The following is an 18,989-nucleotide window of genomic DNA, read 5'->3' on the forward strand; positions in this document are numbered from 1 at the left end:
GGATTTGCTTACAAATTGCACCCACAAGGTGGAGCAGGAACATACTTCTTCAAGAACTCGGCAACGCGATTGTAAGCATCGATTTGATTCTCCAGTCGAGCAAAGCCGTGCCCTTCGTTTTCATAGATTTTAAACTCAACGGTCCCACCGCGTTTCTTGATCACGTCTGCGACTTGCTGCGCTTCCGATTTGGGACAACGCGGGTCGTTGCCTCCGGCGAGCAGCAGAACAGGGGCTTTCACACGGTCGACGAAGTTGATCGGACTCCGATCCTCCCAGAGCGATTTGTTCTTCACCGGATCGCCCATTGTCGCTAAGTCGTATTCGCGCAGCAGCGGATCTTCGTTCTGCACTTCAGTAAACCAGTTCACGAACGGCACAATCGGCACGCCGGCCGCCCAAGTCTCCGGCGCTTTGGTGAGCGCCATCATCGACATGTATCCACCGTAGCTCCCGCCCATGATGATTAACTTCTTGGGATCAGCGTAGCCCGTCTTTTGAATCCAATCTCCCGCGGCGAGTACGTCTTGCAGATCTGCCCCACCCATGTCGAAGCGGTTGGCATCCGTGAATTCCTTTCCATAGCCTGTCGAGCCGCGATAATTGGGAGCGATCACCAGATATCCCTGATTGGCAAGGTACTGCACAATGCGATTGAAACCGTTTACCGTCTGGGAAGTTGGACCGCCATGCACGTAAACGATCGCCGGATGAGTCTGGTCACGCGGAGCGTTGTGCGGCACGTAGACGAAAGCCGAAATCTGCCACTTGCCATCTCGACTCGGATAGTGGACGAGAAACGGTTCGACCATATCGTCGGAGTTGAGCCCTGCGAGCAGAGAATGCGTGAGTTGTCTCGATTGCTTCGCAGAGAAGTCGTAAAGCCAGACATCATTAGGTGCTGTCGGACCATTATGGTAATAGAGCAGCCGCCGCGCATCCGAAGAGAACGCCGTCACGGCGCCCGCCAGACTGTTCAAGCCTCTCGGTAACGGGAGAGAGGCTGTTTGCTTGCTGGCGATGTCGTAAACGAAGACATCGGTATTGCCATCGATATTCTTCGTCCACGTAACCTGACGACCATCTGGAGAGAACGAGCCTGACGAGACTCGCCACTTTTCATTTGTTAACCACTCGATCCTTTTACTGGCGATCTCCAGCAGGCCAGCGTTCTCGTAGCCGGTCGCATTGGACGTGATGAGCAGATATCTACCGTCCGGCGAAAACCCAGTCGCCTCATAGTTGTGCTCATCGGTGTGCGGAGTTAACAGTGTGGATTTGCCGGTGCTCACATCCGCGATAAAGATGTTGGAGTTTTTCCCGGTGGCGTGCGATTGCGTGTACGCAATCCACTTGCCGTCGCGAGACCAAAGTGGGCCGAAGTTCCCCAGTTGCTTGGGCGTGTCCTTCGTGAGAAATCGATAGCGCTTGGTCAACACGTCCATGATGTTGATTTCGAACGTGGATGAACTCCGCGGCTTCGACATGAAAGCGATGTAGCGTGAGTCAGGCGACCATGCTGCACCTTCTTCGGCCACATCAGGAGTGTTCGTCAGGTTAACGACTTCACCAGTAAGCGGCGAAGCAAGAAACAGGTCCCATTGCTCGTCGCCATTATGGTCGGAGCTATACGCGATCCATTTGCCATTCGGCGACCAGACTGGATCAATCTGTCGCTGATCACTGATCGTGAGTTGCGAAGGCCATCCGCCCTCTGACGGAATCAGCCAGATGTTGTTCCGTCCGGAAATGTTGGTAACGAACGCGATTGTCTTGTCGTCGGGCGACCAGCTCGTGGCCCCGATATTTCGCGTTGTATAAAGCTTCTCGATCGAGAATGGTTGAACCTCTCGCTTCAGGACTTTGCTTGTGATTTGCCTAGCGTCGGTTATAGGTTTCGCGGAAGCTGATTCCGGCTGCGCGGGGAGATACCACGAAAAGAGAGCGACGGCAGTGAATGAAAACAACTTAAACATTGCGGTCGAATTTACCACGGAGAGACGGAATCACGGTTTCGCATTCTTGTGAATGTCAACAGTTGACCAAGTCTTGTCCGCAGCATGGCAGATGTTCTCCAGCTTGCAATCGACACATTTCGGCTTGCGTGCGATGCACAGCGCACGACCGTGCCAGATTATGCGGTGCGAAAAGTCGATCCACTGATCTCGCGGGATCACTTTCATCAGATCCTGCTCGATGTTGCGAGGATCATCTGCCTTCGTTAATTCGAGACGGCGCGAGATCCGATGAACATGCGTGTCCACAACCACCCCTTCAGCTTTACCAAACCATGATCCGAGAACCACATTCGCGGTCTTACGGGCCGCTCCTGGCACGGTAAGAAGCTCGTCCATCTCATCAGGAACCTTGCCGCCGAACTCTTTGAGTATCTTTTGCGCTGCACCAACCAGCGACTTCGACTTGTTGCGAAAGAAGCCCGTCGACCGAATGTCTGGTTCGAGCTGCTCGGGCTTGAGGGCAGCGAAGTCGTGCACGGTCGGATACTTCTTGAACAGAATTGGAGTCACCATATTCACGCGTACATCGGTGCACTGCGCCGAGAGAATGGTTGCAACCAGCAGTTCCCAGGCATTGGAATGATGAAGAGCGCATTTGGCGGTGGGATACATCTCAGCCAAACGCTGCAAAATTTCCCGCACCCTCTCCGGGGAAGTTGGGTTGTATTTTGCGGAAGTCTTCTCAGGCTTGGCGGCTTTTCCAATGGAGGGTGCGACGGCCTTTTGTTTGAGCCCTGGTTTTGCAGGCATGAAGAAGATGATTTTAGCTGAGGGGACGCTTGGAACTCAGGTCTGAATACTAAAAGCACTTGAACACGGCGGCGCCACGGAGGACACGAAGGGAGGTCAAAACTGGAACACGTATTGAACGGCTGGACTAAGCTCGGTTCGACCTATCAATCGGGTGATTTTGTTATCCGCACTCGTTAGATTGCAAAATACAGAATCGCCTCGGAACCGTTCAATCCGTTATATCGGTCTTCCAGCAGTTACTTTTTTCTCATTCCCCTCCGTGCCCTCCGTGTTCATACTTCTGGTGCCTTGCATTACAAGAACGTGAACGTTGCGTCAAAATGTAAGAGTCGATTGCTGCTCGTCCAGAAGGGGAGAGTTACCTATGAGTTTTGCAGTTGTAAGACGTTTCGGATTTTCGTTGTCTGTGATGTTGTTCCTAAGTTCCGGCCTTATGGCACAACGATCGTACGACGGCAACAGCAATGCGCCACAGGCTCCGGCGACGGTAAATATCACCCAGGGTCCTACGATCCAATACGCTGATGATCAGTTCGCGGTGATCACCTGGACAACCGACCAGCCGTTCGTAAGTCGTGTCTTCTACGGCAAGGATGCAAGCAATCTGAATCAGATCGCCGAAGATGTGCGCTCGCAGAGCTTGCGACATCAGATCAATTTGCGCAACCTGCAGGCGAGCACAACTTACTATTTCCGGATCGACACCGGACAAGGAACCGCAGCAGCCGCCTCTGCCGACACTTTGAATGGATTCCAGACAACCGCACTCGGTGCTAATCCGATTCGCAACCAGCAGCCATTCAAGGGCACTGTGCAAAACGCTTCCGCCGCTGGAAATAACAACACTGCGAAAACAGCAAACTTCGGGGCTATCAACCTGACGCGCGATCCGTCGATTCAATACCTGGATGACACCACGGCGGTGATCTCATGGACGACAAACGTGCCCGCCAGCAACACCGTCTACTACGGGACGGATCGTAGCAACTTGCTGTATACGGGTGGTGACTTCAAAGATGCCACAGAGCATCGCGTCCATCTTTCGAATCTTAAGCCGAATACGCGCTATTACTTTCAGTTCGACGAGCCATCGAACCAGCCCATCGCAAGCTTCACGACTGTGAACATTGGAGCCCAGCCTCTGTACGATCAGAAACCGATGGCTGAGTCGGTGAGCAATCCTACTTCTGCTGGTCCACAACTTACACGCCGCGAGCGCTCACCGGGGCACGCGAATGAATTGCCGTCAGGAACGGAGATCGACGCCAGCTTGCAGACAGCGCTGTCTACCAAAACATCGCAAGTTGGGGACCGCTTCACCGCCGTCGTAACTCAGCCAGTGCGCGATATCGACGATCGAATAGTGATCCCTCCCGGCGCACATATCAACGGTCAGGTCACGGAGTCAGAGGAAGGAAAGACGCTTCCCACAATGCGTGGCCGCGGCAAGCTCAACCTTCGCTTCAACAGCATCACCCTGCCGAATGGCTCTCAGATTCCCATTGCGGCAACGCTGCTTTCGGTGAACCAAAGTGGTGGAAACGGTTCTGTGAACCCGGAAGGCGAAGTTGAGTCCGTAACCAAGACGTCCACAGCCGCGAAGGGAGCAGCCGTCGGTGCCGGGATTGGAACGATCGCGGGCCTAATTTTTGGCGGCCCGCTGAAGGGGCTGGCAATCGGAGCGATAGCCGGGGGCGGCTACATTCTTGCCACAAAAGGGAAGGATGTAGAACTTCCGGAGAACACCGGCGTAAGAATCCGTCTCGATCAAGCCGTGAACCTGGGTAATCGAGGACAAGTTCGAGAGTAGTCGGGGCACCATGCTCGTCAGCAATTGTGACCCCTTCTTTCACAGGACGCCCGGCGCCTCGTGATCAATTAGCTGCGACTTTTCTGTTCCTTGTCCACTGTCCCGTTTCCCCTGATTCGCCTCTCTCCCGAGTAGACGACAAAGCGCTGCCCGCGCAGGAATCCAACCAGTGTCATACCGAACTCCCGCGCGAGTTGAACTGCGAGGCTCGATGGAGCTGAAACCGATGCAAGAACAGGTATGCCAGCAACAAGGGCTTTTTGCACGATCTCGAATCCGCCTCTTCCACTGACCATCAGAGCAACGTCGGACAGCGGCAACCGGTTATTTAGCAACGCCCAGCCGACCACTTTGTCCACAGCATTGTGCCGGCCGATGTCTTCGCGAGTCACGAGCAACTCGCCGGAAGAGTTAAACGCCGCGGCAGCGTGGAGTCCTCCTGTTCGCCCGAAGACCGCCTGCTCTTTACGAAGTAGTTCGGGCAACTCACAAAGAATTTCTGAGCCGATCCTAAATCCCCGGTTTGGTGCCTTGACACCGCGCACGCGAATTGAGTCGATCGTGGCCTTGCCACAGATTCCGCAACTGGAGGCGGCCAGAAAGTTTCGTTGCATCTGCGCCGAGACAGAATCGGTTCTAATCGAGAGTTCTGCGTTTATCGCGTTCCCTGCCCCAGGGCCGGTCACCGGCTGGAGCGCCTTCAACTCGCCCTGGTCGGAAATAATGCCTTCGGTAAGCAGGAAGCCCGCAGCTAATTCCTGATCATGCCCCGGAGTTCGCATGGTGACGCTCATGGGTACATCTCCGATGCGAATCTCGAGTGGTTCCTCGACGGCGAGGTAGTCCTGCACGCGAGTGACAGATCCCTCTTGCCACTGCTCGACTGAGGTAAGAGCGATGCTACGCCGTGGATGTTCAACTTCTTGAGATTTGGCCACGATTCCCATGATATGAAAGCCGGCACCCGAGCGGTACTAACGCTCCATACTTAATCCCGTGGAACTATAGCGTCAGGGGCCATGATTGGGTAATCTTGCGCCATCCCGAGACTCACAATACGATTCCAAGAAACAGCAGCACTCCCTGCCAGATGACGTGCTAAGAGGAACTCCTGAAGACACAAATTGCCACGCTAGCTCTCCCGGCGAGAACCGCGCTTTTCGCATTGGTTGTTCTTGGGCTGCCATCCACGGTAACGGCGCAAACACGCGAGACGCTGCAGTTTATCGGTCCGTCACAGCTTGATTCCGTAGCTGCCACGGCGATTTCATCCGATGACCTGCGAGTGAGTCCGCACCCTGATGCCGACGCCGATCTAGCAGGAATCAGCAAGGGTCCCGGTTCCGCGTCGGTCCCACTGGTCACCGCTCCGCAATCCATCTCGCCTTCTGTGAGGAATATCGGGCTGGCCTTCAGGGGGCTCACCCACCGTGACCAGCGATTTGCGGGTACTGGTGCTTACGCCAATTCCCAATTCAGTACGGAGCCACCCGACGCTGGGTTGGCCGTGGGCAACGGATTCGTGCTCCAGACCGTGAACGCAGCGCTCGCGATTTATGACGCCCGCACGGGAACGCTCCGGCAGGGGCCAACTGCGCTGAATCAGTTCTTCCGCTTAAAGCCGGAGATCACGCGACCCTCTGGAACGTATGGCGATTTCACCAGTGACCCACGTGCTTACTACGACGCGCAACTGCAGCGTTGGTTTCTGAGCGCGGTGACCATTGCTACAAATCCGCAGACCGGAGAGTTGGCTGCTCCCACCGGCTTGCTGATCGCCGTTTCGGAAACGAATGATCCGACGCAGGCCTGGAAGATCTACGCCATCGATACGACGAGCCATGGCGCTGAAGGCTGCCCATGCTTTGGAGATCAGCCGGTGATCGGCGCAGATGCGAATGGGCTATTCATCAGCACGAACGCATTCAGCCTTCATGAAGGTTTTGCCGGCGTTCAGATCTATGCGCTGTCCAAACACGTTCTAGCCGCTGGCGCCATGCCCCCGGTTGTGCACTGGAACAATCCCAAGCTGGCGGGCGGATTTGCCTTCAGCGTGCAGCCCTCGATCCGCTCGTCATTAGCTCCTGACGATTCGGCAAATGGGGTCGAGTACTTCACCAGCGTGGCAGATATCAGGAACATGCTCGACCGCCGAATCGCAGTCTGGGCAATCAGCAACACGGCTTCACTAGTCAACGAAACGCCGGCTCTCAAGTTGCGCGTCTTGATGGTAGGGAGCCAGCCTTTTGGCGTGCCGCCTGACGCAGCTCAGAAATCCGGAGAAACTCGGCTGGGTAGTCTGCTTTCGGAGAAAACCGAATACATAGCCACGAACGACCAGCGCATGCAGCAGGGTGTGTACGCGGATGGCAAACTCTGGTCGGCACTGACCACAATGGTTGCGGTTGGCGATGACCCCAGTCCACATGCGGGGATTGCCTATTTCGTGCTCGATCCTTCTGTCTCAAGCGACGGAGCCATTCGAGCGGATGTAGTCAAGCAAGGATACTTAGCTGTCGCGAATGCCGATCTGTTCCACCCAGCGATGGCAGTTCGTCCGAATGGTGAAGGAGCGATTGCGTTTACTCTGAGCGGCACCGAGCACCACCCCAGCTCCGCGTTTGCCATGCTCAGCCACAATGGCATCGGGAACGTACAAATCGTGGCTGCTGGTGCTGCTCCTAACGATGGCTTCAGCGGATACCAGTATTTTGGCGGCGGTGGCTCAGGGCGAACCGGGGATTACTCGGCCGCCACCGTCGATGAACACGGCTCCATCTGGATAGCTTCGGAATACATCCCCTTGGGGCATCGAACTCTCCTGGCAAACTGGGGAACCTTCGTCGCACAGATCATTCCGGGAAGATAGTCCCTCCTTCCGCTCTAGTTCCAGCTCCTTCCGTTGAGGACGTCACATATCAAGTCCCCGACTCTCGTCCTTCCGTACAATGTTCTCTTTCCAAGGATCTGCCGAATGAAGACTCTCACCGCAATGATTTTGCTAGCCTCCTGCCTTTATGCCCAACAACCCTCGCCGAAAGCTGCATCACAGGCTTCTGGCGACACCGCGTTCCGCAAACTTGCGGATAGATATTTCGACGAGGTGTATTTCAAGTTCAATCCTACGCAAGGAACTGCGGCCGGCTTCCATCAGTACGACTCTCAATTCGAGGATCTTTCTTCGCAAACCATTGGCACCCAGGTTGGAGCGTTGCACCGATTCCGGGCTCTGTTTGATCAAGTCGATCCGGGAGAGTTGTCTCCAGAAGCAAGAGTGGACCGTGACTTGCTCATTTCGAACATCATGAGCACGCTGTTAGCGCTAGAGAAGATTCGCCCGTGGGAATTGAATCCAGACATTTACTCCAGTTCTACCGCCGCCAGCGCATTTACGATCATGAGCCGCAAGTTTGCTCCTGCTGACGAGCGTCTCAAAGCGCTGGCGGAACGCGAGCAGAAGATGCCGGCGCTGCTCGATGAAGCGCGGCAGAACTTGAAGAATCCGCCGCGTATCTATACGGAAGTCGCGCTCGAACAGATGCCCGGCATCATCGGATTTTTTCAGAAGGATGTACCCGCAGCTTTTGTCGACGCAAAAGATCCTGCGACCAAGCAGGCATTCGATAAGGCTAATTCTGAACTAATTGCTGCGCTCCAGAAATACGAGCAGTACGTGAAGACTGAGGTGCTGCCGCATTCCAGCGGTGACTTCAAGATCGGGGCGGACAATTACCGCAAAAAACTTCTCTACGATGAGATGGTCGATACGCCGCTGGATCGTCTGCTGGAAATCGGCACTGCCGACCTGAAGAAGAATCAAGAAGAATTCAAACGAGTAGCGGCTGAGATCGATCCAAAGAAAACTCCAAGACAGATTCTCGAAGAGCTCGAGAGTGACCACCCTGCCTCGAATCAGCTTCTGCAGTCATTTCGCGATACTTTCAGCAGCCTGCGCAGTTTCATCCAGCAGAAGCATATTATTACCATTCCATCACCGGTACTTCCTACGCTGGAAGAAACCCCTCCCTTTGCGCGAGCGCTGACTACAGCCTCAATGGACACACCGGGTCCGTATGAGACCGTAGCGAAAGAGGCCTATTTCAATGTCACGCTTCCCGAAGCCAATTGGCCGAAGGAACAGGTTGATGACTATCTGAGTGGCTTCAACCGGGGAACAATTATCAGCACAGCAGTACATGAGACGTATCCCGGCCATTACGTCCAATTCCTCTGGATGAAAGATGCTCCTTCCAAAGTACGCAAGCTACTCGGGTCGGGCACGAACGCGGAAGGATGGGCGCACTACTGCGAGCAGATGATGCTCGATGAGGGCTACGGACAGTCTGGCGCGGGGGGGCGCAACGAGCGCGAAGCAAAGATGCTGAGGCTCGGACAGCTTCAGGACGCGCTTCTGCGAAATGCGCGTTTCATTGTGGGAATCAAGATGCATACCGGGAAGATGACCTTCGATGAAGCCAAAGATTTCTTCGTGACGGAAGGCTATCAAGTGCGCTCCGTGGCAGAAAAGGAAGCCAAGCGCGGCACCAGCGATCCAACTTACCTCGTGTACACGCTCGGGAAGCTCCAAATAATGAAGCTACGCGACGATTACCGGAAGATGAAGGGCGATCAGTTTAACCTGGAAGAGTTCCACAATGCATTCATGCGGCAGGGATTCCCGCCGATCAAAATCGTTCGCCAGGCGCTGTTGGGAAATGATTCGCCGGCGTTATAGCGGACATAAAGCGCGAAGCTGCACTTCAGGGCGATAATCGGAGAAGGCGCGGCACTCCTCTAGCCCTTCTATGAGATGACCCGCGTGGGCGCTGGTGCTACGACAAGCGATCATAAATCGATGCTATCTTGCGCAAACGACTCGCAATATCCTCAGTCAATCGTTCGCCGCGAAACCGCCAGCGCCAATTGCCTGTCGCGGTGCCCGGAACATTCATGCGCGCTTGTGCTCCCTCGCCCAGCACATCCTGGAGCGGAAACACAACGGTGTCGGCGACCGATGCCATCAGGCTCCTAATGAATACCCAATTGATCGGTTCAGAAATCCCAGTATCGTCGTAGCCGAGGTAAGTGCGGGTGAACTGGCGTTCTTTGCGAATGTCTTCTTCGGTGCGAATACTTCCCTCGCCCGGCTTGGAAGTCCACCAGCCAATGACGGTGTCGTTGTCGTGGGTTCCTGTGTACGCGACGAGGTTTCGAGGGTAATTATGCGGGCGAAAGCTTGGACCCTGAGGATCGTTCCCAAATGCGAACTGGAGAATCGCCATTCCGGGAAATCCGAAGCGCTCGCGAATCGCTTCGACTTCTGGCGTAATCACCCCAAGATTTTCGGCCAGAATCGGGAGACATTCCAGTTTTGCTTCGAGAACGGCAAATAGTTCGGCACCCGGCCCTTTTACCCATTTCCCATTCTGGGCGGTCCTTTCGCCGGCTGGAACCTCCCAGTAGGCCTCAAATCCTCGGAAGTGATCCACGCGCAGCATGTCGAACATACTGAAAGCAGCGCGGAAGCGCTTGATCCACCAGGAATATTCGTCCGCAGCCATACGCTCCCAGTGGTAAATGGGATTGCCCCAGAGCTGACCGGTCGCGCTGAAATAATCTGGTGGGACACCGGCAACTTTGGTCGGACCGCCATGACTATCGAGGTGAAAATACTCGGGCTGAGCCCATACATCGGCACTGTCGTGCGCAACATAGATGGGAAGATCCCCCATCATGTGGATCCTCTTCTGTCCGCAGTATTCCTTCAATGAATTCCACTGTTCGAAGAAGACAAACTGCAGAAATTCTTGTTCGCCGATTTGCAAGGCGAGTTCTTTGCGGGCACGCTGCACAGCCGCCGGCTTGCGCGAGACCAATTCGGGATCCCACTTGGGCCAAGCCACACCTCCAACTTTGTCCTTCAATGCTCGAAAGAGCGCGTAGTCGGCCAGCCAATCGCGTTCTGCCTCGACGAATTGCGCGAACTCCTGCTGTCGATGCTGAGGTGCACCGCTCCGGAACTCGGCAAAGGCCTTGCTGAGCTTCCCCTGCTTGAATTGATTGACGCGCTCGTACTCCACCTGCTCGCGGGAAAACTCGGGTAGGGCGTCGATGTCCCGCGCATCGAGCAATCCTTCATCGGCCAACCGAGAAAGACTAATCAGGGCGGGATTACCGGCAAAAGCTGAGAAGCACTGATATGGCGAATCGCCATAACCAGTCGGTCCGAGAGGAAGCATCTGCCAGATCGACTGACCGGAATCTGCGAGGAAATCGGCGAACTCATACGCAACTGGACCTAAGTCGCCAATACCGAATGGTCCCGGCAGTGACGTTGGGTGCAGGAGAATCCCACTCGATCTAGGGAAGCTCACGGTTCTGGTCCAAGAATTTCCAGTATGCCGACAATGGGGATTCTCGCCCATTCCGGCCGATTCTGCAGGTCGGATAGAACCTCGATCATGCCGCGCTCGAGCAGATATGCATCAAGCAGGATTCGGAGTTCTTCGCCGCGGATTGCCAATAGCGAAGCTACACCTCCGGCCTGCAGGTATCCGTGCAGAAATGAGGCTCCAACCCACCGATACCAAAAACCCGCCCACTTATGCAATTGCGGGCTCGACTCTTTTCCCGGGACGATGCCGGCCACCTTGCCATAAAGCACAGCATGAGCGGCGTAGTGGAACGAGCGAAGCATTCCCGCGACATCCCGCAACGGCGAATATTTGATGCGACGTTCGCCAATAGAGCGCCGTGGATCACCTTCAAAATCGATGAAGACGACATCCTTGCCAGTGAAGAGAACCTGACCGAGATGGAAATCTCCGTGGATGCGCGTTCGAACAGTTGGAATCCGGCGATCACGCAGCGGTTTCAAAAGCGAACGCATCTCTTGTTCACGTGCTAATAACTGCTCCGCTTCGGCGCGAACGTCTCCCTCGAATGAACGCAAGCTGCTGCGCAACCTCGTAAAGCAACGGGTTGTATGACCCAGCATGCCGTGATAGAGACCCTGCCTATAGAAGTCGGTGAAGGGCTCGGGTACAAATGCTGCGTCCTGGTCATTGCGAGCGAGCGCAACATGCAACTCACCTGTGCGTTGTCCCAGCAGGCGAACTATCTCGTGAAACGATCCCACAAGCTCTGACACAACCTGAGGAGTGGGCTCATCCACGAGTTCCAAAGGACGCGCGTGCTTTACTTGCGCCAGCCGCGGATCCCCTTGCGCCGCTAACGCGCGATCGAGAAACAGTCCGAGGTTATCAAGCGCGTAATTCCATCCATTGGCCTGATGCGTTACGTAGCACTGCAGAATTGCCGCTGTCACTGACTCGCCAACGCTGTTGCGATACTCAATGTGCCCGGCGAGAGTTGGAGCGTTAGCAAATCCCTCTGCCGTGAGCCACTCCAAAACCTCCTGCTCTGGATTGGGACCAGCTTCCAGCCGCCGGTAGACCTTCATCATGAAGCGATCACCAAAATAAATACCAGTGTTGTTCTGAGGTGATGGACGCGGCACCGATGCCGACAAATTAGGTCGATCGGCTCCCATGATCCGGCGAAACGACCGCGTGTGCGAACCGGCGAACTCTCCGCGCACTCCGCGAAGTCGACGACGGCGTGAAATCATCCCGAGTAAGGCGTCAGGAAAAAGGCGATCGCGGAAACCACTGTACAAGACACCTTTGGTGCCATCGTCCGACTCGAGATGAGCAAGAATGAATTCAGGCAGGCTGGCTGTTATTCGATCTACTTCTTCCTGGCCCCGAGCGACTGACAGTGGCAACTGATAAATTTCCGGCTCGCCTTCATCGAATTCAACCCGGACCAGCAATATCTGGGCACTAGTCTCGGGCAGATGTAGGACGTCGGCCAGCTCCACGGTGCGGATCCTACGATTTCGGCCTAAGAACCAGGGCCTGGAGCGCAGGAAGGACGGCAAGAGGCGATTCAGATCCGCCTGCACGGAATCCGTAAAGATCTCTTCCCAGGATGTCACTCGAATCGGGCGGTCACGTTTCTCACCGAATCGCAGGCCTACGGTTTCCGCAATGGTCTCCCCAGGCTCGAGCGTGAACCAGTAAAAGGCATGCGGACCGAGCGTCAGCAGATACGGCCGTTCTGTAATGCAGGGAAATTCATTCCCTCCAAACATTTCCACCAGTTTGCAACCAGAATAATTTCGCAAATCCAGTTCCACTGGCTGAATGAACCTTGAGAGGTTTGCGACGACAAGAATGCGCTCGTTCTCGTGGTGGCGGAAGAATGCGAGCACTCGCCGGTTCTCTGGAGTAAGAAACTCGAGCGTCCCGCGGCCAAAAGCCCTCGAGCGCTTGCGTTGTGCAAGAATGCGCTTCATCCACCATAACAGGGAGTTGCTGTTCCTCTGCTGAGCCTCAACATTCAGAGGTTCATAGTGATACTCCGGATCGATGATGACCGGCAGATAAAGCTTCTGTGGATTGGCATGCGAGAATCCCGCGTTGCGGTCAGCCGTCCACTGCATTGGAGTTCGCACGCCATTTCGATCGCCTAGATAGAAGTTGTCACCCATGCCAATCTCATCGCCGTAGTAGATGACCGGGGTTCCGGGCAACGAGAGCAGCAGAGCATTCATCAGCTCGATCTTCCGGCGGTCATTTCCAAGGAGAGGCGCCAGGCGACGACGGATCCCGAGGTTGATCCGCATCGGGCGATCCTCGGCATACATGCGATACATGTAGTCGCGCTCTTCATCCGTGACCATCTCCAGCGTGAGTTCGTCGTGGTTGCGCAGGAACAGCGCCCACTGGCAGTTGTCAGGTATTGGCGGCGTGAGCTGCAGGATATCGACGATCGGGTAGCGGTCTTCAAGGCGCAGCGCCATAAAAAGACGCGGCATCAGCGGGAAATGGAAGGCCATATGGCACTCGTTGCCATTCCCGAAATAGGCAATCGCGTCTTCGGGCCATTGATTCGCTTCGGCGAGGATCATGCGATCCTGGTACTTCGATTCAATGTGCTGCCGCAGTTCTTTCAGAAAGTCGTGTGTTTCCGGCAGGTTCTCGCAGTTGGTTCCTTCGCGTTCGAAGAGATAAGGGACAGCATCAAGTCGCAGACCGTCGACGCCCATATCCAGCCAGAAGTCCATGGCCTGGAGCATGGCCTTTCGCACGGGGGGATAGTCGTAGTTCAGGTCGGGCTGATGTGCGAAAAAGCGATGCCAGTAGTACGCCTTGGCGATCGGATCGTACGTCCAGTTTGAGGGCTCGAAATCTTTGAAAATAATTCGCGCTTCTTTGTACTTCTCTGGCGTATCGCTCCAAACATAAAAGTTTCGCCAATGAGATCCAGGCTTTGCGCGGCGGGAGCGCTGAAACCACGCATGCTGGTCGGAGCTGTGGTTCAGTACCAGCTCGCTGATTACCCGTAAGCGACGGCGGTGGGCCTGGTGAAGAAATGCCTCGAAATCGCGCAACGAGCCATAAGCAGGATGAACGCTCGTGTAATCGGAGATGTCGTAGCCATCATCCTTCCACGGTGACGGGCAGGTGAGGCCGGGAAAGTCGCCCATGCCGTCGTCCACCGAATCATAGAACGAGCGCACGTGCACCTCATAGATGATCGCGTCCTTGTACCAGACGGGATCTCCTACGATGGTCTGTGTTTGTCGTATTAGGGCAGGCTCTTGCTTTAGGGCCGTGGTTTCTTGCTCGCGCGGCATCCAAGTCTCTCAATATGCAAACCTAGTAGGATGCGCCCTGAATGCCAAGGTCTGCATTCAGGAACACGCCGCAGGTCTCAGCCTCAATCTGAACCGCCTTGATCCCAACGAAAACAGACAGTCTGCGCCGCCTAAGGACCGGTCCAAAGGGCAAGCCTCGACTCTGGCACGTGTTGGCAATTTGTAAAATCTTTCTGAGCTGTCGACTTTTGCACCCCGATCGCGTCAATATGCTGGAAACGCCCATCTCGGGAAATGCTCGACAGCGCTCAGTTCCGACATTTAGCATTTAGAGATCCCCTGGAAGCCTGAAACGCCTTGGCTTCTGTTCGTGCAGAGCTGGCCAAGCTGACGCATTCTTAAGTGGTTATGATCGTAGAAGAAAGTATTCTTGGTCCTGTCGACATATTTGAGGGCTATGCATGTGTTAACGGCAAATCGTTCCTTCCTGGCTTTAGCGGGCTTTCTCGCACTATCCAACCTGATCGGCTGTAGCGGAAAACAACAAAGGGCCCAGGGACCTCCGCCCGCGATGCCCGTGAAAGTTCTCCAGGTAACCAACCAGCCGGTCACTGACTGGTCGGAGTACGTTTCCATGCTCAAGTCGCGCGATTCGGCGAACATAAGTCCGCAGGTGGAAGGTGTGATCACCAAGATCTTTGTGCACTCCGGTGAGCGGGTCAATTCGGGCGCTGCTCTGATCCAGATCGATCCGCTGAAGCAAGAAGCGACGGTTCGCAACCAGCAGGCCAGCACTGCTGCTCAGGAAGCAAATCTGAAATGGGCACAGCAGCAGTATGACCGTAACTCGCAGCTTGCCGCGGCCGGCGTGATCAGCAAGCAGGAGCTGGATCAATCGCGCGCCAACCTCGATGCCGCCAAGGCCCAGCTCGCCGCCCTGCAAGCTGGAGTGAACGAGCAGGAGACGCAGCTCCGCTATTTCAAAGTGGTCGCACCGATGTCCGGCATGATCGGAGACATTCCGGTGCACGTCGGAGATCGCGTTACAACCTCCACGCTTCTGACTACAGTCGACAAGCCTGGAAACCTTGAAGCTTACGTGCAGGTGCCAGTGGAACGTGCGGCCGATCTCAAAATGGGAAAGGAAGTTCAGATCCTCGATACCGATGGGAACAAGATCGCTCAAGGAAAAATTACGTTCATCTCTCCGCAAGTAGACAGCATGACCCAGACTATCCTGGCAAAAGCCACAGTTCCCAACGACAACGGCCTGCTCCGTACCGCCCAGGCGGTGCACGCGCGCGTGCAGTGGGGAACTCATCCGGGCATTGAGATACCTGTTCTGGCTGCCTCTCGTATTGGAGGACAGTTCTTCGTGTACGTAGCCGAAGGTAGCGGTGGGAAGAGCGTCGCTCATCAACGGCAGATCAGAGTGGGCCCGATGAACGGCAATAACTATGTGGTAACCGATGGATTGAAACCAGGGGACAAAGTTATCGTGTCGGATACGCAAATGCTGGCAGATGGCATGCCAGTTAACGCCCAGATCCAGGGAAGTTAGGCGAGGTATATGTTCGTCGATTTCTTCATCAAGCGGCCGATCTTCGCTACGGTATGCGCTCTGCTCATCATTCTTGGCGGAGCCGTTTCGATTCCGACGCTCCCTATCGCGCAGTTCCCTAATCTCGCGCCACCTACGGTGCAAGTCGGCGCTTTTTACAACGGCGCGAGCGCGCAGACGGTCGAGACCTCGGTTACGACGCCACTTGAGCAAGCCATCAACGGTGTCGAAGGCATGAAATACATGACTTCAACGAGCGGCAACGACGGCAGCAGCGGCATCAGCGTTGTCTTCGATCTCAATCGTGACGTCGACCTTGCTGCCGTGGACGTGCAGAACCGCGTGAATCAAGCTCTTGGCCGCATGCCGAACGAAGTAAAGACCACCGGCGTAAGTGTAGTAAAAGCGACCAACAACTTCGTCTTCGGAGCCGGCTTTTACGCCGAAAACAATCGGTACGACAGCCTTTTCATCAGCAACTATCTCGATATTTACGTGCGCGACGCTCTCAAGCGCATAAAAGGAGTTGGACAGGTATTCATCTTTGGTGAGCGCAAGTACGCAATGCGTGTATGGCTCGATCCAGTGCGCATGGCTAGTCGCCAGCTCACAGCTAGCGATGTAGTCAGCGCGCTTGCCGAACAGAACGTTCAGGTAGCCGCTGGGGCTGTAGGACAGGCGCCCGCACCACCGAACCAAGCTTTTGAAATCAGCGTACGCGCAGTGGGACGGCTGACTGAACCTTCGGAATTCGAGAACATCATTCTGAAGACTGCGAATGACGGAACCATTGTCCGGCTGAAGGACGTCGGGCACGCCGAACTCGGGGCTGAGAGCTACGGTTCCGGACTGCGGTTCAATGGATATCCCGCAGTGGGCGTCGGAGTCACATACAACGTTGCTTTCGATACGACGAATGTGGTCGCGGACTCCATTAAAGACGTTGTTACAACCCTGCTCGAAGCCATTGCGCTGGTGATCATCGTCATATTCGTGTTTCTGCAGGATTGGCGCTCCACTGTTATTCCGTCGGTCACGATTCCAGTGTCCCTGGTCGGCACTTTCATCTTCGTCAAGGCGCTGGGCTTCTCCATCAATACGCTAACGCTCTTTGGCATCACCTTGGCGACTGGTCTGGTGGTGGATGATGCGATCGTGGTCATCGAGAATGTTCAGCGACACATCTCAGAAGGAATCACCGAAGCCCACAACGCGGCCTCAGTGGCAATGAGCGAAGTGGCCGGCGCGGTTGTAGCGACGTCCCTGGTGCTCGTCTCGGTGTTCGTGCCGGTGGCATTCTTTCCCGGAACTACCGGAATCATGTTCCGGCAATTCGCGCTTACGATCGCTTTCTCGGTATCGATCTCGGCGTTCAACGCTCTAACGCTTACGCCTGCACTATCGGCGCTGATGCTCGGCCGTCATACTGGGGAATCTGATCGCGGGATCTTTGGGCTGTTCAACCGTGGGGTGCACAAGACGACAAACGCCTATCGCGACACCTTGAAACATCTTATTCCGCTCAGATGGGCGGTTGTACTCGTCTTCCTTGCCGGTTTGGCATTTACATACTGGTATTACCAACGCGTGCCCCGCGGGTTTGTTCCGCAGGAAGATCAGGGCTGGTTCATGGTGCTCATCCAGTGTCCACCGGGCGCTTCGATCGAGTACACGGAGAATATTGCGAAGCAAGTGGAAGTCGAGATGATGAAGCAAAAGGAGATCATTGGCAGTTTCGCCGTGTCCGGATTCAGCTTCGGCGGTTCCGCATCCAATCGCGGCATGGTGTTCGGAACGTTTGCTCCGCTGGCGGAGCGTAGAGGCTCACAGCATGCTGCTGACGCCGTGATCGCACGTTTACGCGGTCCGCTATTCGGCATCTCCGGCGCTATCGTGGTGCCGTTTGCTCCGCCATCCGTTAACGGCTTAGGAAATTTCGGCGGATTCCAATACATCCTGCAGGATGAAGGCGGCCACACGCCGGAGCAGCTTGGGCAGGTGGCCTACAAGGTGGTAGGCGCTGGTCGGGATCCAAAGAGCGGCCTGGCCGGACTGTTCACCAGCTATAGCGCAACCGATCCGCAATTTCTGGTGAGCATCGACCGTGAGAAGGCCAAGAGCCTGGGCGTGTCGCTCTCGCAGATTACGAATACGCTCCAGGTTTACATGGCATCGGTATATGTAAATGATTTTGACTTCAACAATCGCGCTTATCGTGTGTACGCACAGGCAGACACGAAGTGGCGCATGTCTCCGGATAATATGCGCCAGTTTTATGTGCGCTCCGATCGCGGAGGCATGATTCCACTCGCAGACATCGTCAAGATCGAACAGACCATCACCCCACCAGTAATCAGTCACTATAACCTGTTCCGCTCAGTGGAAATCGACGGATCGGCCGCGCAAGGACAGAGTTCGGGCCAGGCGATCCAGAAGATGGAAGAACTCTCCAAGAAGCTTCTTCCACAGGGCTATAGCTTCGCCTGGACTGGATTGTCGCTCGAAGAAATTGAGTCGGGCAGTCAGGTGGTGATGCTGTTTGCTCTTGGCCTCCTCGTCGTCTATCTAACCTTGGCAGCCCAATATGAAAGCTGGTCGCTGCCTTTCATCGTGATTCTCGCTGTGCCGATGGCGATCCTGGGTGCCGTTTTGGCACAGTCGTTGCGAGGCCTGATCAATGACATCTATTGCCAGGTTGGACTCGTGATGCTGATCGGACTCTCCGGCAAAAATGCCATTCTGATCGTGGAATTCGCCGAGCAGTTGCGACAGCGTGGTCTCTCAATCACCGAGGCCGCCATTGAGGCAGCCCGCATTCGGCTGCGGCCCATATTGATGACATCATTTGCATTCATCCTAGGGGTGCTGCCACTGGTGCTCGCTACTGGCGCCGGTAAGAATGGACGTCAATCAGTCGGCACCACAGTGTTCGGAGGGATGCTAGCCGCAACCACGCTTAACTTACTCTTCATCCCGATTCTGTACGTGACCCTCAGGACCTTGCAAGAGCGGGGACGCGAACGCAAACCGCAACTCGTGGGAAGCGAAGAAGAGCGAGTAGCAGTCTAGGACAACCATTAACGCAAATCGCTTTAGGAAGGGACACGGATTTCATCCGCGCCTGGCCGAGGCGATTTTGAACTTTTTGAGCGGCTACAGCCGCGTTTGGAGCCGCTCTCGGCT

General features: G+C 55.3%; 10 protein-coding genes. 5 read left to right on the forward strand and 5 right to left on the reverse strand.

Translation table 11 applies throughout. The features are described 5' to 3' along the window. Positions 1–8: 8 nt before the first annotated feature. Both DMG62_15665 and nth read right to left on the reverse strand, forming a co-directional pair. Entirely contained in the window at positions 9–1,994 is a 1,986-nt protein-coding gene (locus DMG62_15665; GenBank protein PYY21990.1) for a hypothetical protein, read from the reverse strand. A 12-nt stretch (positions 1,995–2,006) separates the two neighbouring features. Next, positions 2,007–2,768 carry an endonuclease III gene (gene nth, locus DMG62_15670; protein PYY21991.1) on the reverse strand — a complete coding sequence of 254 codons (762 nt, stop codon included), beginning with the start codon at positions 2,766–2,768 and terminating at the stop codon, positions 2,007–2,009. A gap of 367 nt (positions 2,769–3,135) precedes the next feature. Here nth and DMG62_15675 point away from each other — a divergent pair, with 367 nt between their 5' ends. After that, entirely contained in the window at positions 3,136–4,581 is a 1,446-nt protein-coding gene (locus tag DMG62_15675) for a hypothetical protein (GenBank protein PYY21992.1), read from the forward strand. A gap of 68 nt (positions 4,582–4,649) precedes the next feature. Here the strand turns inward: DMG62_15675 and DMG62_15680 are convergent, their stop codons facing one another. After that, the gene (locus DMG62_15680) at positions 4,650–5,528 is read right to left on the reverse strand and encodes a formate dehydrogenase accessory sulfurtransferase FdhD (GenBank protein ID PYY21993.1); all 879 of its coding nucleotides are present in this window, start codon (positions 5,526–5,528) and stop codon (positions 4,650–4,652) included. A 218-nt stretch (positions 5,529–5,746) separates the two neighbouring features. Between DMG62_15680 and DMG62_15685 the strand changes: the two genes are divergently transcribed. Both DMG62_15685 and DMG62_15690 read left to right on the forward strand, forming a co-directional pair. Next, positions 5,747–7,450 carry a hypothetical protein gene (locus DMG62_15685; protein PYY21994.1) on the forward strand — a complete coding sequence of 568 codons (1,704 nt, stop codon included), beginning with the start codon at positions 5,747–5,749 and terminating at the stop codon, positions 7,448–7,450. A 105-nt stretch (positions 7,451–7,555) separates the two neighbouring features. Further along, positions 7,556–9,316 carry a DUF885 domain-containing protein gene (locus DMG62_15690; GenBank protein PYY21995.1) on the forward strand — a complete coding sequence of 587 codons (1,761 nt, stop codon included), beginning with the start codon at positions 7,556–7,558 and terminating at the stop codon, positions 9,314–9,316. A 97-nt stretch (positions 9,317–9,413) separates the two neighbouring features. On the opposite strand, the gene malQ is transcribed toward DMG62_15690, so the two are convergent. Together malQ and treS are read right to left on the reverse strand one after the other, a co-directional pair. Further along, on the reverse strand, positions 9,414–11,006 hold the full coding sequence (malQ, locus tag DMG62_15695; protein PYY21996.1) for a 4-alpha-glucanotransferase: 1,593 nt from the start codon (positions 11,004–11,006) through the stop codon (positions 9,414–9,416). Further along, positions 10,952–14,284: a maltose alpha-D-glucosyltransferase gene (gene treS, locus DMG62_15700; GenBank protein ID PYY21997.1), complete on the reverse strand. Its 3,333-nt coding sequence runs from the start codon at positions 14,282–14,284 to the stop codon at positions 10,952–10,954. Before treS ends, malQ begins: the two co-directional genes overlap by 55 nt. A 418-nt stretch (positions 14,285–14,702) precedes the next feature. Between treS and DMG62_15705 the strand changes: the two genes are divergently transcribed. Both DMG62_15705 and DMG62_15710 read left to right on the forward strand, forming a co-directional pair. Beyond that, positions 14,703–15,806: an efflux RND transporter periplasmic adaptor subunit gene (locus tag DMG62_15705; protein ID PYY21998.1), complete on the forward strand. Its 1,104-nt coding sequence runs from the start codon at positions 14,703–14,705 to the stop codon at positions 15,804–15,806. A gap of 9 nt (positions 15,807–15,815) precedes the next feature. Beyond that, positions 15,816–18,875, forward strand: a complete 3,060-nt coding sequence (locus DMG62_15710; protein ID PYY21999.1) for a hydrophobe/amphiphile efflux-1 family RND transporter — start codon at positions 15,816–15,818, stop codon at positions 18,873–18,875. Positions 18,876–18,989: the final 114 nt, after the last annotated feature.

It is taken from the genome of Acidobacteriota bacterium (assembly GCA_003225175.1).
Lineage (GTDB): Bacteria > Acidobacteriota > Terriglobia > Terriglobales > Acidobacteriaceae > Gp1-AA112.

Excerpts from the sequence above, each read along its gene's own strand:
- nth (PYY21991.1), bottom strand. The coding sequence starts at position 2,768 with ATGCCTGCAAAACCAGGGCTCAAACAAAAGGCCGTCGCACCCTCCATT.
- DMG62_15675 (PYY21992.1), top strand. The coding sequence starts at position 3,136 with ATGAGTTTTGCAGTTGTAAGACGTTTCGGATTTTCGTTGTCTGTGATG.
- DMG62_15680 (PYY21993.1), bottom strand. The coding sequence starts at position 5,528 with ATGGGAATCGTGGCCAAATCTCAAGAAGTTGAACATCCACGGCGTAGC.
- DMG62_15690 (PYY21995.1), top strand. The coding sequence starts at position 7,556 with ATGAAGACTCTCACCGCAATGATTTTGCTAGCCTCCTGCCTTTATGCC.
- malQ (PYY21996.1), bottom strand. The coding sequence starts at position 11,006 with ATGGGCGAGAATCCCCATTGTCGGCATACTGGAAATTCTTGGACCAGA.
- treS (PYY21997.1), bottom strand. The coding sequence starts at position 14,284 with ATGCCGCGCGAGCAAGAAACCACGGCCCTAAAGCAAGAGCCTGCCCTA.
- DMG62_15705 (PYY21998.1), top strand. The coding sequence starts at position 14,703 with ATGCATGTGTTAACGGCAAATCGTTCCTTCCTGGCTTTAGCGGGCTTT.
- DMG62_15710 (PYY21999.1), top strand. The coding sequence starts at position 15,816 with ATGTTCGTCGATTTCTTCATCAAGCGGCCGATCTTCGCTACGGTATGC.